Origin of the sequence: Cellulophaga sp. L1A9, assembly GCF_009797025.1 — a bacterium.
In the GTDB taxonomy this organism is placed as follows: domain Bacteria; phylum Bacteroidota; class Bacteroidia; order Flavobacteriales; family Flavobacteriaceae; genus Cellulophaga.
The window spans coordinates 3,256,847-3,272,739 of the sequence record NZ_CP047027.1; the positions used below are offsets into that span (position 1 = coordinate 3,256,847).

A 15,893-nucleotide genomic window follows, 5' to 3' on the forward strand; every position below is an offset into this window, starting at 1 on the left:
AGTGTGTATCGTGAGGTTACTAATTTACACCAATTTTTCGTTTATAATACTCTTTACAATTTCTACAGCAACAGTATTATATTTATTATTAGGGATAATGATATCCGAATATTCTTTAGAAGGTTCTATAAACTCTTCGTGCATGGGTTTAATTACCGACTGGTATTTGCTTATGGTTTCATCAAGATCCCATCCACGTTCGTTAACATCTCTTTTTAATCGTCTAATTAATCGTTCATCGGAATCGGCATGCACGAAAATTTTAATATCGAACATTTTTCTAATTTCGGGATTGGTAAGAATCAAGATGCCCTCAACAATCATTACTTTTCTAGGATGTGTAGGTACGGTTTCATCTGTTCTATTGCATTCTAGAAAAGAATATACGGGTTGCTGAATAGATTTACCTTCCCGTAAATCTTTCAAATGCTGTGTTAGTAATTCAAAATCTATAGAACTAGGATGGTCAAAATTTGTTTTACGACGGTCCTGAAGGGTTAAATGTGATAAGTCATTATAGTACGAATCTTGCGAAATAACACCGACTTCACCTATTGGAAGTTCGTTAATTATCTGATTTACAACCGTAGTTTTTCCACAGCCAGTTCCTCCCGCAATTCCAATTATAAGCATTTCAATGAATTTTGTGACAAAAATAGGTATTTGAAATAGAATACAAAGTACGAAATGATAAATTGGATTATGGATAATAGCTTAAAGCATATAAAAATAAAAGCATCTTAAAATTCTACTAATTAAACATTTTTTTAACAGAAATGATTAAGTAAAAGAACCTTCTTAGACTGCGCTTATTGCTACTTTTGCAGGATGAAAAAAGTGAGTGCCAAACCTAATTTTGAATTTATTGCTTTAATGGCATCTTTGATGTCTATTGTAGCCTTATCTATAGATGCATTATTACCGGCATTGTCTGATATAGGTGTTGCTATTAATAATGTAAACTCTACAGATCATCAGCTTTTAATTACCATGATTTTTTTAGGGTTGGGAGTAGGGCAATTGTTCTTCGGACCATTATCAGATAGCTTTGGACGGAAACCCATAGTATACATAGGTTTTTTTATCTATATCATCGCAAGTTTTATTTGCGTGTTTGCGACCACATTAGAAGTAATGATTATTGGTAGAATTTTACAGGGTATTGGTTTGTCTGCAGCACGGACTATTTCAATTGCTATAATTAGAGATACTTATGAGGGTAATTATATGGCTAAAGTAATGTCTTTTGTTACGGCATTCTTTATTTTGGTACCTGTAATTGCGCCGGCATTTGGGAAAATTATTTTAGAAAGCATGGGCTGGGAAGCAATTTTTTATATGCAAGTATTTTTTGCAATAGTCATTGGAATATGGTTTTGGAGAAGGCAAAAGGAAACTTTGCATCCAGAATATAAAGTGAAATTTACCAGTCACGTTTTTATAAACGGCGTAAAAGAATTGGTAAAACATAAAGAAACATTAGCGTGTACCACAATTTCGGGTTTAATAACTGGAGCTTTTTTAGTCTACTTAAGTTCTGCTCAACATGTTTTTGAAGATCAATATAATTTAAAAGAAACCTTTCCTTATTTATTTGCAGCATTAGCAGTTTCAATAGGAACCTCTACTTTTTTAAACGGAACATTAGTATTGCGATTCGGAATGCGAAAATTGGCCTTTATAGCCTTAATTACGTTTACTACATTATCTATAACTTATGTGGTATTATTTTGGGGCAGCGAAAACCCAAGCGTTATTGTATTGATGATTTTTTTATCCTCAATATTCTTTTGTTTAGGATTTATTTGGGGAAATATGCGTTCTATTGCTATGGAACCTATAGGCCATATTGCAGGGATTGGTGCAGCTATTACAGGTTTTATTTCTACGGTAGTATCCATTCCTATAGCAACTTTTATAGGAGGATATGTGACTATTACGGTACTGCCATTGTTTGTTGGCCTTAGTGGATGTGGAATACTAGCCTTACTTATTTTCTTATCTTTTAGACAAGGCCCATCGGAAGTGGTTGTTGAGGGATAGGCTTATTGATGATTTTGGCTATGTAACTACTAATAAACCCATTAATAATTTTCACTAATAATAGGTTTATTTTTCAGCTATGTCTATATGGGGTAGTAATTTAATTTAAATCACTTACTAAAATTTCCCATTCCCTAGAAACTGCAAAATCTTCGGTTCTTATTTGACCATCACTAAATATAATATACATTTTTCCATTAAAAATACACATTTGATGAATCACGTCATATCCATTTGAGTTTATCAAGTTTGTGTCTATAGTTTTATAGGTATTGTCTTCAGTATTAAATACTCCAATAGAAAAATCTGAACCAATAATATCTCCGTTTTCATCTTTTGAATCAAATCTGTTAGCAACATATATTAAGTTTTCATATTTGTCGACGAATGTGAAATCTGCTTTTTGATCCATTTCAAAAACCGAAATGTTAGTGGGATCTTTAATATTTATTTTGTATATTAAATTGGAAGGCAAGTCACCAAAAAAGGCTTCGCTACCACCAAAAACATATAGATTATCGTGCAGTGTCGTACCCCTGGCTCCACTTTTTGGTTCCGGAAGAGTTGCAAATTCGGATAATGTTTTAGAGTCTATATTCCATTTAAAAATCTTGTCACTTTCTAAATTATCTATATCTCCTCCAATCATAAAAGCATTATTATCTATAACAGATATTCCAAAGCGGCTAAGACTTTTTCCATGCAAAGTAGAAACGGGATTTTCAGTTAGGTTGACGTTATATTGATTGACATATTGACCACCAATTACGATTAATTGATCATCGATAAGATGTAGTTGTTTAGAAACTTTATCCGGATTATTGAACCGCTGTTCTGTAATTTCATTAGTATTAATGTCTAACTTAAGAACTCTCTCGGGTATTGATAGGGTTGAGTCTATATCATATTCCCATTCTCTAGTTACTAAAAAAATGGCATTTTCTTTGTAAGAACCAATCATGCCGGGAGAGCAACAGGCGATAGCAGTACTAGTAAAAGTGAAAGCTTTAGAAAAACTCAGACCATTAGCAGGGACAGATATGTAATCAGTTTCATTTTTTTTAGACAGACTTATGTTTAAAATGGAATTATCATCATTTGTTATAGTGGCATTTAATGTGTTATCGTCCACAATTTCAAAAATCCATTTGCCATCATTCGCTTCAATAATAGTAGCACTGCTTTCATTGTACTTGAAAGTGGAGAAAACAGAAGATACATATTTGTCTAATAAAGTTTCTGAAGGATCAGAAGCATTAGTTTCAATACCATATCCTTTTCTCCATTCAACAGTTCCAGTTTCTCCATTGCCACTAAAAATGAATTCATCATCTACAACATTGAAATTTTCAGAAATATCAATATCACCATCCTTTTGAATAGTACCGTTACTGTTCTTACCGTTTTTAGATATATTACCAGAAGAAGAAAGTATTGCAGAATTTATTTTCCATGTTTTTGAAGACGCTTCAGTTAAAACAATTGTTGATTCGGGTCGTAATTCGCTCAATTCTTCTGCACTTAAGACTTTGTTTTCTGAATTGTCTTTATTACAAGAAGTAATTAACAAACCTGTGACTAGAAATAGGCTAAGTTTTAAAAGTGTTTTTTTTAGCATTGTAGGTCTTTTTAATTTGATTGTTAAGAGTAAATATACGTTATTCTAAATTATGAAGGATTTAAATTTTACAGATATTGAAGACTATTTTTTCTTGAAATTATTATTTAGAAAAATAGTTGCTAAGTATTGGTTTGAATGGTATCCCAATCTTGATTTTGGTGGTTCGTAAGCCAATTTAAAGCATAATGTCTTTCATAAACTACACTTGAATTTATGGCTCCGGTAACTTCGTTCCCGTTGATTCTTGCATCTACGCAAGCCCAATTCATGCGGTAGGTCTTATCCAATTCATCTAGAATTTCAGACGTACTTTTTACGTCAACCATTTTCTCAAAATCTTCTCTTGTAGGTTGAAAAATGGCACTTACAATAGCACTTACATCACAAATTTCGTCAGGATATTTTAATTCTTCTGTTATCCCCAAGGCCCATAAGGCTACATACAAACTTTCGTAACGCCAAGTTGCATAAGCTCTTTCTTGATCGCTTAAAGTTGCTGTGGTGTATATAAATGTCTCGTAGGGAGAAAAACTATCAATTTGCTTGGCTTCAACAGTTTTTATCAAATGCTCTTGTGCTACACCTTCGCCTTTAGCAGCTATAACTAGCAAAGCATAAGCTCTATCAATAATTTCTTTTTCAGTTCTTAATTCTATAGCTGCAGCATCCATAGCGCAGGGCAGATTCTTATTCGTTTTTATTCCATGCTTTTCTAAAAAGGATTCAGATGTTACTTTTCGTTCTATTTGTTCCTTAGTGTAACTTTCTGCTGGTTGATCGTGATATTTTGCATCAACATTTACCTCTAATTCTTGTATATCGCAGGCACCGGTATGATCTATAATTAGGTTTAAGTATTTATCCGTAAAATATTGGCTTTGCGATTTTGTGAATAATTTGTTGGGTTGGGCAAAAATAAAAGCATCTAACTCTAGTGTTAAATCCCGTAAAAAAGTTTCAAACTCATGGCTTATTTCTGGTTCTGCTATAAAAGCAATTTCACAATTGGCAGCCTTAACCTTGTGTAGGAATTTGTTTTTTATCGCTTCATTTTCGGTTGGAAATGCTTGAATGTAATTTACCATGCCCTCTAAGTTTTGTGTAAGGCCACACTCGACTTTATCTAGAGTGTACGAAGGGTTTTTCCTTTGACGATAATTTAATTTTAATGATTTAGGTTTGCTGAAAAAACCATCTTTAAGTGTGGCTATAATAGATGTATTGTCTTCTTGATCCTGTACATCAATATGCGCTTTTGGTAGGTGCTTTTTGAGCAATAGTACAATTTTTTCAAATTCTAGTTTGTGGCTGTAAAGAGTACAATTTTCCATAAATTTTTTATTTAGGATAAGTTATGTATGGAACGTAAGGTGTAACAGGATAGTATATAACAGGAATCTTAAAATCATAATTTTCGCCAATACTTTATTCTTCTGATGTAAATTATAAAACGATGATTACTTTTTCTAGTAGCGATATTGTAATACAGGATTCAATGCTCTATTGGCAAGGCTTAAACTATTTTTATTAAAGTGGGCTAGTTAATTATTCTTTACTAAAGAATTCTTTGAACGTTTTAATATCTATCCACCCTTTTTTTCCATTTTTAGTAATCTGATAAAATGAAGTTGTTTTCTGTTTAAACTGATCAAAATCAGGAGTTATGTGTTGAGGGTAAATTCCGATTTGATTGTTATTATAGAGATATATTAAACCGTCCTTAGAATTCTGGTTAATCAGCTCATAAACTTCAGGTAAAACTCGATGAAGAGTTACATTTCCTTTTTTAGAAAAGTTTAGGGGTCTAGTAGGGAGAAGGAAAATAGTATCCTTAGTTCTTTCACTAATAAAATAAGCGGGTTTTTCTTTTGCAGCCTTTTGGTAAACGGCTTTATCAAAATCATAAGAATAAATTTCACTTTTGCCGTACCTTATAATCTTAATATGATTGGGGTATTTTTGATATTGAGTATTTACACTTACAGAAATATAATTACTTCCGTCTAAAAAACTTAAATCATCAATAGCATCCGGAATGCCTTTAAAGTTAAGTGTTATTTCATCCTTTACTGATCCAAAATGGCCTTTAGTGATGACGAGAATATATTTTTTAGTATCTTTTTTAAATTTAATGGAATAAGTAGTTGAATATACTGTGCCACATAGGAATAGATCTGGTTCGGGAAAGGTATTAATTTTTGATATGGAATTATCATAATATTGAGGTCCAGTACTAGTGAGTACTTCTAATCCGTCTTTCATAAAATAGACCTCTTTTAATTCTGGTATTTTAATTTCTTCAAGTGTACAAGTTCTATAAATTGAAATAGAATCTTTAAGAATTGCTTTTATAAAATTAGGGGTATACAGAATAGTGTCATATTTTTTTTTCAGGACATTGATTTTTTTGGGATTAGTTAAGATATATTGATTACCCTCTTTTTCAAGTCTATAGTATTGTGAACAGTAAGAGTCAGTATAATTTCGCTGGTTTGCAGTATAGGATAACGAATACAAACTATCTTGGGCATTACCACTGTTACAACAAAAACTATAAAAAAGAAACAAAAAAAGTAATTTTAGTAATGGTATTTTAGTTGTTTCCAAATTGTAGTGTTTTTTAATTTAATGTTATAAAGTAAAGCGTCTGTACCTTACAATATGTATTAAAAATTAAAATAAATCTTTTATATCAGCATACAAAATTAGGCCTTTCACTGTTTTGCAAACCTGTGTTACTGAGCTGATTTTATATATACACTTCAATAGCGCATTGCATTTTTAAAGGACGTTTCTTTTGCTAATAAAGCGTTACTATATTATTTACAGTTATAGGGGTCGAATATGGAGCGATTTCCATTTTTCGCATCAATAATCATTTCGTCAATAGTTCTATTGCAATACTTGTTTTCGAAAATTCTACCAACCTTTAAAAAGGTTAAGTTGTATTCTTTATCTTCAAAGCTATAGGCTATCGAGTCGTTCAAAAATTTGTTTTTCAAATAATTATAGTTGTCGATTTCAATTCCTTCTATTTTCTTCAACTTTATTGTTCTATTTAAACTTCGTGTAAAATTCAAAGAAAGATTATTTTTTTTTGAAATATTAAAAGGGATAAATACTATAATTACCTTTGAACCAAGTACTGGTATTGACTTATTAGTATGTGTTATTTCTTCACCATTCTCTAAAAATAATCGAGATCTTGAGGAACTAAAATTACCTGAACCTGTTATATTTCTAATTCTGACTTTATTAAAACTATTATTTATAACCTCAATTTTGTAAGGAAAAAAGCCATCAATGTTTTCTTTACCATAGGAATTTAGAAAAACACTATTCTCATTAGGAAGTAATGTAATGCTGATTGCCTTTTTTTTTGAACAGGAAATTAGAGTTGTTACTAGGAGGAGTATTGAAATATATTTCATTTTGCTATGCTTTTTATTTAGTTTTTTCAAAACCATAGTAAACTTGTAAAGCATTTATACGCTCTTTTATGTTCCTGTTTTTGTTATTGATAGCATCCATTTTATGTAGGAGAATGAAATATTCTTCTAATTTTTCTTTACTCAGTGGTTTCTCAAGTTCTTCTCCAAAAATATTTTTCTTTAATAATTGTGCTATAGTAGGGGTGGCACTCGCAATTTCATTCTTCTTTTGTTCATGCTCTAAATTTTTTAACAAATAATCAAGCATTACATCTCCATTTTCGGTAGCGTCAATCGTATAGGCTATTTCGGCCATATGCATAACCCAATAGTTTCCCCGTAAGTAGGTGTCTTTAGGATAAAATCCGATAAATTTTGATAGTAATTCTCTGCATTTTTTTAGGTCACCCACAGTGTAATAGTGGTTTATAAGAATTTCATAGCTTGAGATATATTCTATTACCACAGATAACTTTGTTCCTAAATGCTTTTCTGTGATTTTATGAAATTCAAAATCGTTTATCAAAACAGAATATGTTTTGTCAGCATCGATTCCTGCTAGATAAGCGTTATTTTCAATTTTGTTTTTTGGTTTACCAGTCAACTTATACGCGAAACCAGATAGCTCTAAATAATTGGATAGAATTGGCAATTCGTTGAATACGCAGTAAATGGGTCTATTTTTTATATTGGTTTGTATGATATCTAATGCAAGCATTTCGCCCTGCAATAGATATTGTGATTTAAATTTTAATTTTAAAGTGTCTTGGTTCGTTATTTCCATACCTATCTGTTTTGAAGGTAATTGAGAATATTCTTTGTCTGGTTCATATACGGTAGTAGGGTCATTGAAATTCATTAATTTTAATACACTGTTTAAATCAAGGTACTCCTTGGTAGAGGTATCATTATTTATAATAATAACATCAAGCTTTTCCTTTGCGTATGTTTCTAGTAGTAAGGTGAATTTAATTGGAGAGGTACCCATAACTACATCATTTCTCAAATGATTTACATAGCTGTTCTGATTTAATAAACTGGTATTTATGATAGTAACATCTTGGCGGTATTTTAATTTTGCTTGAGCATACAAAAATGGGTAGGTATCATTATCGCCAGTGGTAAATAAAATAGCATTTGGTGCTACTGAATTTAGGTGGTTTTTGGCGTAATCTAAAAAAAAGTCGGAATAAAGGCCTTCTGGTAAAAATGCTAAAGCTTCTTCTTCGTTTTGATAAAGGCTAAGGTTCAGGTATGCAGCAACATATTCATTGTGAAGTTTATTGCAGATACCGCCAACAATAGTGGGGTAGTTAGGGTTTTTTTTACAGAGAAGCGTATAATTTTCGATAGCCTTTTCTACATACTTTTTATATGTTTTGAGTTGTTCTTGAGAAAATTGATTCTTTCCTGATTCTTGTAAAGTAAATTGAACGCTGGAATCAGCAAATTCAGAACTATTATTTAATAAATGACTGGCTCTGCTGCTATAAGCTCTTCCGAGAGCATAATATTCAATTTCTTTGAGGATAGACTTCTGTTCTAAAAATGTGATAACATCTTTTGGCCAACCTACGTAACCGAAAAATGGCAATGTATTAAATCTCTCTTTATAATAATCAGTTAAGTAATATTCAATATGTTGGGTATCTAAATTGCTATTTTCAGGAAAACTTAATTTTTTATAGGTGTTTTCATCAGACGTCCAAAAAAGTTCTTTTTTACGGAATTCATCAGTGTTGTAATCGTATTCCTCAATATAATATCCTTCTTTTTGTTTAACAAATCGTATGGAATCAGAATCTTGTCCTGTTCTTAAATCATAGGTTGTAAAAAAGGTGCTTGCAACTTGGTCAAAAGATGGAAAATTATCTTGAGCATTGGTGTAATTTACTAGGAAAATAAAACAGAAAAAAAGTGCTTTTTTTTTAATCATTAAGGGTGTTTTCTTAAGTGTGAAATAAACAATACTCCGTTCACTTGTGAATAAATAGGATTGCATTGTAGGCACTTTGGGGCTAAAAACTATAGCGCTAAATAGATGAACAAAACTTATAATATTGTACTTGCATCAAATGCTCCAGTTTACAATTCATCCTTTGGGAAAAAAATAGGAACTAGTTTAATTGATCATTGAAAGAAATTTTGGATTTTCTGATTTGTTTAAGAATATTTTTAGTTCTTTTCTTGCCTATAAGACCAATATTTATTTTATAATCTTTATGATCAACGATTTGAATAATTAAAAGAGTTCTGTGAGATCTACCACTACCTATTTCTTTTCGGGTTATTGTTTTAATAAGTTCAATTGGTATTATTTTTTTTTTAAAAGGGATTACCAAATTCTTAGCTATGATATAATCGGAAGAACTTTCAATGTAATCCATGTCAGAGCTAAAGAAAATAAGCATAGCTAATACTCCTAGAGTAGTGAGGATATATCCGGGATCTAGACTTTCTTCTTGAAATTGGTTAATGATAAAAAAAAGTGTGCAAATTATGGAAATACCTATAGATGCCGTTAGGAGCCTACTAATAAGTGATATCGGTGTCGTTTTGTGTCTGATTTTCAGGTTAAAGGTGTTTAATTTAGCACTAATATTTCTCTTTGTTAATTTTTAATATACATTCAATTAGCTCAATTGTTGGTTTTGTTATTATATCAATAAGTATTAATTGAGTTTCGGTAATGTTCTTCAATATAGGAATATTTCTCTAAAGATATGTCTAATTTTAAAGTGAATTTTTAAAGTTCCTTATAATCAGCGTTTTCCATCAATAGTTTGGTTTTAGGTATTTCTAAGCCATTATTAATTTCTTCAATATATTTTGCCCGCTCTTTAGCTACAATATCTTTCTACAGCATTATTCAAATCAATTTTATTATCGGATATCAATTTTAATCATTATTTTTTTTAGGAGGATGTTAAAAAACCAATCTAAATTTTTCTAGAGTAACTGTTCCTGTTTAGAATAATAGTGTTCTCTTTATGGCATCAATTTCTTATTCATTTTGTCTCAGTCCTTGTGGAATTTCAATTTTATCACCTAAAAATAGTGCATTTAAGAAAAGACGATTTGTACCATACCAACTTCCTCTGAAATTTGGATTATCAGCAAATAAAACTACCCTACCAGTGCCTACTTTACTTACAATCAAGGATGCTGAAGGTTGTACGTTCTCTTTCATATTTTTTTCGGTAATAAATCCGTCAATATGTGCATTTTTAGAATATTTAGCTACTGTAGCATATTCGTTTTTACTCGGAGAAAGCCAAACATTATTATTTTTATAAACGGGAATAGAGTTGTCGTGATATCCAAAAGCTAGGGGATGTGTAATATCTAAATCTACCCGTAAAATAATACCACCCACACTCTCTTTTCCTATATTTTCACCAGAGGATACATAAGGTTTTCTTTCAACGATTTTGAGACTATCTTTTTTCAAAGAATCTCTCTCTTTGTTTGTTAATTTTTCTTGGACCAATTTTTTGTCAATTGCCCATTTAGAAGCAGATCCAATCGTTATCAAAGTATTTCCTTTACTTACCCATGCTTTTATTTTTTCTACTTGCTTTTTGTTTAAATTGTATCGGCCAGATACCATAACCATAGTCGTGTATTTGTCTAAATTACTTCGATCAAAATTGCGCATAGGTATTTTACTTATAGGCATATTCATACGGGTGTCTAATAAATGCCAAACTTCTCCGGCCTCATAGGAAGTAGTACCTTCTCCTATTAACATAACCGCTTTTACTTTTTTAATAGGTTTAATAGTGCTGCTACCTAAATCAACACCTTTTAAACTGTACCCAGAATTAATGGCATACATTGGAACTTGATATTTTATTTGTGCTTTTTGGATTAAATCATATATTTCTTGACTGGTTTTCTTTTGGTTTGATACAGGTATGACTAATGATCCGTAATTAAAAGGTTTTGCCTCTTTGGCGACGGCTAGTGAAAATGGTTTGAAAGCAGAAGAAACTACTACTCCATTTTTTTGTAGGTAATTAAGTACTGCTGGAGCATTGTAATCATCCCAATCTATTACATAAGCATACTCTGATTTTGAAATAGGAGAGACACTGATAAGCTTATCCGTGTTTTCTATTTTTTCACCCATTTTAAGACTTGTTACGGGTTTGTACTTCATGTTATAGAAGTTAGCAACAGACCAAGCAGAAGCATCATAATATACGCTATCGCGATATTTAGAATAGGTTTCAAACATAGTTTGTACCATACGATATTGAGGTTGCTTCGTTGGAACTACATAGCGATTTTCAGATTTGTACACCGTTATCTTATGCATTAAAAGTTTGTCTATAAAAGCCTTGGTGCGGTTCTTATCATAATCATCTCCAAAAGAATATCCTTTAATTTTACTTTTTGAGGAATTAGTGAAAGCACTTTTAAAGAAATTTTGTTGATACTTTCTCATGTACCCTTTATTTGCTACTGCCGTTTTTACAGTTGTAATGCTTGAAGTATATTGATTGCGAATAGTGAATGGGAAAGTGATTTTGCCAAAAGCAGTAGTTTGTTCTTGTCCGCGTGAACTTGCTTGTTCAAAGAGTAACCCTAAACCACCTTGTAAATCAGGATAGGAAGACCCATAACCGGGATAGGTTCCATCAAAAACTTCTTTAGTAAAGTACAAGGATCCAATACTGTCTAATGCCTTTGCAAATTGAACACCAAACATCGTATTAAGGTCTTCATAATTTTCTTTAGGCATGATGGGATCAAAGGAAGCGTTGACTTTCATTGGTTCAAAAAAATAGCTTGATTGGCTTCCCATTTCGTGAAAATCGGTTACGACATTCGGGTACCACTCATGATACCACTTTAGTTTTCCTCTGCTTTCAGGATTTATAGCTAATAACCAATCACGATTTAAATCAAACCAATAATGATTGGTTCTTCCACTTGGCCAATATTCATTGTGTTCAGCATCTTGGGGATCAGAAACCTTAGGTGTTCCTTGATAGGCATTTGCCCATTGGGTATGACGATCGCGACCATCTGGATTAATGGTTGGATCTATCATAATAACAGAATTATCGAGGTATTTTAATATTTCGGGGCTATTAGATGCAGCAAAAGTATAGGCAGATAGTAAAGCTGCTTCAGAGCTAGAAGGTTCATTTCCATGAACATTATAGGCTAAGTTGATAAATATAGGAACAGCTTCGTAATTTGATACATTTTGTGATGGATCAGTAAAGGCTAAATGTTGTTCTTTTAGTTTGTCTAGATTAGTTAAATTGTCAGGACTGGTAATCGTTAAAATAACCAACTTACGACCTTCGTGTGTTTTGCCATATTCATAGATGGTAGCTCTGTCTGATGTTTCGGCTAATTTAGTCATATAAGCAACAATTAAATCATGGCGAGTATGGTGCTCACCAATACCATAACCTAGAAATTCTTCTGGGCTTGGTATAGCTGCATTAAAAGGATGAAACTTTTTAAGGAAATAATCTTGCGCTTGAATTGTGGTACTGGTAAGTAGTATCAAAAAGAATAATTTTTTCAACATTATATTTAGTTTGTATTGGCTCTTTAAATATAATGAAATTAGACCTAGTTGACAGGTTTTGAATTTGATTATCTATTTCTTTTATGGATGTTATAAAAAACATGCGATACAATTGAGAAGCTAATAAATATATATAATAATTATACGATAGGCTTAGATGTTACCATCGCTAGCTAATCTATGTTTTTAACTTTTACTATGATAGGTAGTCTCATTTTTATACACAATGCCCCCTTTCATGACGAACACAACATTTTCAAGGGTTTGAATATTTTTAATAGGATTGAGATCAACAGCAATAATATCAGCCAATAGCCCAACTTTTATTTCACCTCTATCCCTAAGGTCTAACATTTGAGCGGAATTAATTGTGGCAGTTTGAATGGCATTGAGGGGCGTCATTCCTATGCTTGTTAAAGCCTCAAATTCAAGGGCATTTTTTCCATGTGGAAGAATAGGTGCGTCTGTACCAAAAGCAAATTTAACTCCTTCTTTTACGGCCTTTACATTACTTATTTTTGAGCTCTCTATAGCAATTTTTGCTTTTTCTGCGATTATCTGTGGTAGTTTTTTAAGATCAATTTGTTGCTGAAGCGCAATAGTTGGGACCAAATAAGTACCCTTTTCATTCATTAGACGAATTGCCTCATCATTAAGAAAGCTTCCATGTTCTATTGATGTCACACCTGCTTTTATAGCGGCTAAAATTCCTTCTATTCCATGTGCATGTGCCGCAACTGTTATTCCATGTCTGTTTGCCTCATCTACAATTGTTTTCATTTGCATTGACCTGTTTATGACTATTATAGTATTTAGCGAGCCGAAGCATTATATATTCTCACTTATGAATTATTTTTTATAGATAATAAATTATAAAATGTAAATCATACTTGTCTAAAAGTAAAGTTTGTTTTACATTTGATTGATTTTAAATTATTTTTATATGAATAATAACTACCTCCTTCCTCATAAGTTTAAAAAAATGGGCTTTTTTATGCTTATTCCATCAGCTATTCTAGGATTTCTAGCACTGGTATTTGAATATGAACCTAATTATTTAGATTTCAATGTTCCAGCTATTTTTTTAGACGATATATTTGAAAACAAGGTAGTGTTCGGAATGGTAGACAATAACATTTTAAATGAAATTTTTGGAATTTTGATTATTGTAAGTTCTTTGTTTGTTGCTTTCTCCAAAGAAAAATTAGAAGATGAGTATATTTCAAAAATCAGATTAGAATCTCTAGTTTGGTCTGTTTATGCAAACTATGGAATACTTCTGTTTTCTTTTGCGTTTATTTACGGCTTTTCTTTTTTATGGGTTATGATATTTAATATGTTTACCATCTTGCTTTTTTTTATCATCAGATTTAACTGGCAGATTTCTAAACTTAAAAAAGCAGCTCTCTATGAAGAATAATATAAAAATTGAAAGGGCCAAGAAAAATATTACACAAGCCGATTTGGCTAAATTAGCAAAAGTTAGTAGGCAAACAATCAATGCGATGGAGCTTGGTAAATATGTTCCATCAACAGTTTTAGCGCTTAGATTAGCTGAAGTTTTTAAAGTTGAAATAAGCCAACTATTTACTTTGGAAGATTCTGATTGGTTATAAAATAGGATTCAAATTTGTACATCAAACAAATTAATTACATAATAGCCTTATTCCTTTTACTTTCGTAAACTCCAAATTTCATAAATGGGATCTCCTTTACTCGATTTTCCTGAATGATGCCAATCGCCATTCATCAACTTATAATCAAAATTTAGGCTAGCGCCAACTCTAGAATTATCTTTAGAGAAAAATTCAATATTTTCTGTATATTTTCCATCTACCGTTGTATAGCTGCCACCACCAGTTCCCATAAATTGTTTGGTAGCGGTGTTATAGGCAATCCATTGGAAACGTGTGCCCGATAAAATTTTCATGGTTTTTCTTGGGAGGGTAGTGTCTCTTTCTTGTGTTTCACCATTTTTAATTCTTCCAGACATTAACCAAGCTCCTTGCAAAGCTCCAGGTGTACCATCATCTATTTTAGTAAATTGAATGTTCCCTTCTAATTTAGTTAGTGTAGTATTGGTTATTGACACTTTAAAACTAACTTCAGTACCTATCCGTGTCGGTCTTTGGGAATCAAACTCAACTTCTTCAGTAATCGTTTCTTGATCCAAATGCCAAGTACCACCATTACAATCTATGAATGCTCCTGTTTTAGCATTATAATTGGTTAATACTTGATATCCGTTAGAAAAAATAACCACACTTTTTAATTGATCTCCATTTGTAGCAGTATAATACCTTTCCCAAGCTCCTTCAAGAGATTGCGCTGCTGCCCCAAGAGGGCATATGATACCAAATAATACAACCAATAACTTTTTCATATCTAAACGTTTTTTCCTCTTAGGTTAAATATACTAAGAAAATTAATAGGGCTGCTTTTGTACTAAATCTTGAACCATAATTTTTAGTTTGTAACAATTCCTTGTTTTTAGCGTCCTATTTATAAATACCTAAACAATTTTAATATGCGTAATCATTTACAAGTACTTAGACAGAAATTCATTCGGTTGTACCAATGTGAATTAAGAACATTTAATAAAATTCTTGGAATTAGGTAAACGATCATATATCTGCTGTGCGGTTTTAATTTATAGATGAAGCAATATTGTAAAAAGGATACCAGATTAAAACCATATTTAGTACGGGTTATCTCATAAATTGCTTTATTAAGGGAGATTCAGATTTTTGAATTGAATTATTAGTAGTATTTTTGAATTTCAAAAAAAACTTCATCAATAATCCTTAGTTTATGCCGTATCAAGATATGTTTGTTCTTTTCTGGGAACAAGTAAAAGAAAGTGTTCAAGAAGGCCGCTTTGCTAAGTTAACTATGGCAAAGACCATAGGAAAGCCTGATTTAAAAAATATATTTTTAAGACCTGTCTATTCTGATAAAGGCTTTAAAGTCTTACTTAAATACCGCTACAGGTCTAGAGAAACTGAGGATCAGGAAGAAATGCTGACCTTAGAAGAGGCTTTAGTGGTCTTAAAACCACACCTTAGGAAGTCTTTTTTATCGGTGCTGTTATTCACTACAACAAAGGATATTATATTCAAAATAAATAGAAAAGGTGTCGGTAGTATGACCGAAACTCCTCCTTCATTTCATCATGTAACCCAGGCTAAGAGCGATTTAGATTAACGGTTGTCATAACATTATTTTCTTCCCTTATTCTGTTTTACAT

The 15,893-nt window shown here is 31.7% G+C and carries 14 protein-coding genes; 4 read left to right on the top strand and 10 right to left on the bottom strand.

Annotation, left to right across the window (positions count from 1 at the left end):
* Positions 1-24: 24 nt before the first annotated feature.
* A complete protein-coding gene (gene udk, locus GQR94_RS14285; RefSeq protein WP_158976202.1) occupies positions 25-633 on the bottom strand; it encodes a uridine kinase in 609 nt (202 codons plus the stop codon).
* A gap of 195 nt (positions 634-828) precedes the next feature.
* On the opposite strand from udk, the gene GQR94_RS14290 reads away from it, so the two are divergent.
* A complete protein-coding gene (locus tag GQR94_RS14290; RefSeq protein ID WP_158976204.1) occupies positions 829-2,043 on the top strand; it encodes a multidrug effflux MFS transporter in 1,215 nt (404 codons plus the stop codon).
* A gap of 100 nt (positions 2,044-2,143) precedes the next feature.
* On the opposite strand, the gene GQR94_RS14295 is transcribed toward GQR94_RS14290, so the two are convergent.
* From GQR94_RS14295 to GQR94_RS14330, 8 genes are all read right to left on the bottom strand, one after another.
* Positions 2,144-3,661, bottom strand: coding sequence for a hypothetical protein (locus tag GQR94_RS14295; protein WP_158976206.1), 1,518 nt, complete (start codon positions 3,659-3,661; stop codon positions 2,144-2,146).
* 122 nt (positions 3,662-3,783) lie between these two features.
* The gene (locus GQR94_RS14300; protein ID WP_158976208.1) at positions 3,784-4,995 is read right to left on the bottom strand and encodes a DUF4272 domain-containing protein; all 1,212 of its coding nucleotides are present in this window, start codon (positions 4,993-4,995) and stop codon (positions 3,784-3,786) included.
* A gap of 214 nt (positions 4,996-5,209) precedes the next feature.
* Positions 5,210-6,271, bottom strand: a complete 1,062-nt coding sequence (locus GQR94_RS14305) for a hypothetical protein (protein WP_158976210.1) — start codon at positions 6,269-6,271, stop codon at positions 5,210-5,212.
* Between the two features lie 212 nt (positions 6,272-6,483).
* A complete protein-coding gene (locus GQR94_RS14310; protein WP_158976212.1) occupies positions 6,484-7,095 on the bottom strand; it encodes a hypothetical protein in 612 nt (203 codons plus the stop codon).
* Positions 7,096-7,108: 13 nt separating this feature from the next.
* Positions 7,109-9,031, bottom strand: coding sequence for a hypothetical protein (locus GQR94_RS14315; RefSeq protein ID WP_158976213.1), 1,923 nt, complete (start codon positions 9,029-9,031; stop codon positions 7,109-7,111).
* Positions 9,032-9,212: 181 nt separating this feature from the next.
* Positions 9,213-9,482 carry a hypothetical protein gene (locus GQR94_RS14320; RefSeq protein WP_158976215.1) on the bottom strand — a complete coding sequence of 90 codons (270 nt, stop codon included), beginning with the start codon at positions 9,480-9,482 and terminating at the stop codon, positions 9,213-9,215.
* Positions 9,483-10,099: 617 nt separating this feature from the next.
* The gene (locus GQR94_RS14325) at positions 10,100-12,646 is read right to left on the bottom strand and encodes a M14 family zinc carboxypeptidase (RefSeq protein WP_158976217.1); all 2,547 of its coding nucleotides are present in this window, start codon (positions 12,644-12,646) and stop codon (positions 10,100-10,102) included.
* Between the two features lie 186 nt (positions 12,647-12,832).
* Entirely contained in the window at positions 12,833-13,426 is a 594-nt protein-coding gene (locus GQR94_RS14330) for an amidohydrolase family protein (protein ID WP_158976220.1), read from the bottom strand.
* Positions 13,427-13,589: 163 nt separating this feature from the next.
* Here GQR94_RS14330 and GQR94_RS14335 point away from each other — a divergent pair, with 163 nt between their 5' ends.
* A complete protein-coding gene (locus GQR94_RS14335) occupies positions 13,590-14,066 on the top strand; it encodes a hypothetical protein (RefSeq protein ID WP_158976222.1) in 477 nt (158 codons plus the stop codon).
* On the top strand, positions 14,056-14,262 hold the full coding sequence (locus GQR94_RS14340) for a helix-turn-helix transcriptional regulator (protein ID WP_158976224.1): 207 nt from the start codon (positions 14,056-14,058) through the stop codon (positions 14,260-14,262). Before GQR94_RS14335 ends, GQR94_RS14340 begins: the two co-directional genes overlap by 11 nt.
* A gap of 56 nt (positions 14,263-14,318) precedes the next feature.
* On the opposite strand, the gene GQR94_RS14345 is transcribed toward GQR94_RS14340, so the two are convergent.
* Positions 14,319-15,029, bottom strand: a complete 711-nt coding sequence (locus tag GQR94_RS14345; RefSeq protein WP_158976226.1) for a membrane or secreted protein — start codon at positions 15,027-15,029, stop codon at positions 14,319-14,321.
* Between the two features lie 428 nt (positions 15,030-15,457).
* Between GQR94_RS14345 and GQR94_RS14350 the strand changes: the two genes are divergently transcribed.
* The gene (locus GQR94_RS14350) at positions 15,458-15,850 is read left to right on the top strand and encodes a hypothetical protein (protein WP_158976228.1); all 393 of its coding nucleotides are present in this window, start codon (positions 15,458-15,460) and stop codon (positions 15,848-15,850) included.
* The last annotated feature ends 43 nt before the right edge of the window (positions 15,851-15,893 follow it).

Bases quoted from the DNA above. Each gene is read 5' to 3' on its own strand.
- GQR94_RS14295 (WP_158976206.1), bottom strand. From the start codon at position 3,661: ATGCTAAAAAAAACACTTTTAAAACTTAGCCTATTTCTAGTCACAGGT.
- GQR94_RS14320 (WP_158976215.1), bottom strand. From the start codon at position 9,482: ATGGATTACATTGAAAGTTCTTCCGATTATATCATAGCTAAGAATTTG.
- GQR94_RS14315 (WP_158976213.1), bottom strand. From the start codon at position 9,031: ATGATTAAAAAAAAAGCACTTTTTTTCTGTTTTATTTTCCTAGTAAAT.
- GQR94_RS14300 (WP_158976208.1), bottom strand. From the start codon at position 4,995: ATGGAAAATTGTACTCTTTACAGCCACAAACTAGAATTTGAAAAAATT.
- GQR94_RS14345 (WP_158976226.1), bottom strand. From the start codon at position 15,029: ATGAAAAAGTTATTGGTTGTATTATTTGGTATCATATGCCCTCTTGGG.
- GQR94_RS14335 (WP_158976222.1), top strand. From the start codon at position 13,590: ATGAATAATAACTACCTCCTTCCTCATAAGTTTAAAAAAATGGGCTTT.
- GQR94_RS14350 (WP_158976228.1), top strand. From the start codon at position 15,458: ATGCCGTATCAAGATATGTTTGTTCTTTTCTGGGAACAAGTAAAAGAA.
- GQR94_RS14310 (WP_158976212.1), bottom strand. From the start codon at position 7,095: ATGAAATATATTTCAATACTCCTCCTAGTAACAACTCTAATTTCCTGT.
- GQR94_RS14330 (WP_158976220.1), bottom strand. From the start codon at position 13,426: ATGAAAACAATTGTAGATGAGGCAAACAGACATGGAATAACAGTTGCG.
- GQR94_RS14290 (WP_158976204.1), top strand. From the start codon at position 829: ATGAAAAAAGTGAGTGCCAAACCTAATTTTGAATTTATTGCTTTAATG.
- udk (WP_158976202.1), bottom strand. From the start codon at position 633: ATGCTTATAATTGGAATTGCGGGAGGAACTGGCTGTGGAAAAACTACG.
- GQR94_RS14340 (WP_158976224.1), top strand. From the start codon at position 14,056: ATGAAGAATAATATAAAAATTGAAAGGGCCAAGAAAAATATTACACAA.
- GQR94_RS14325 (WP_158976217.1), bottom strand. From the start codon at position 12,646: ATGTTGAAAAAATTATTCTTTTTGATACTACTTACCAGTACCACAATT.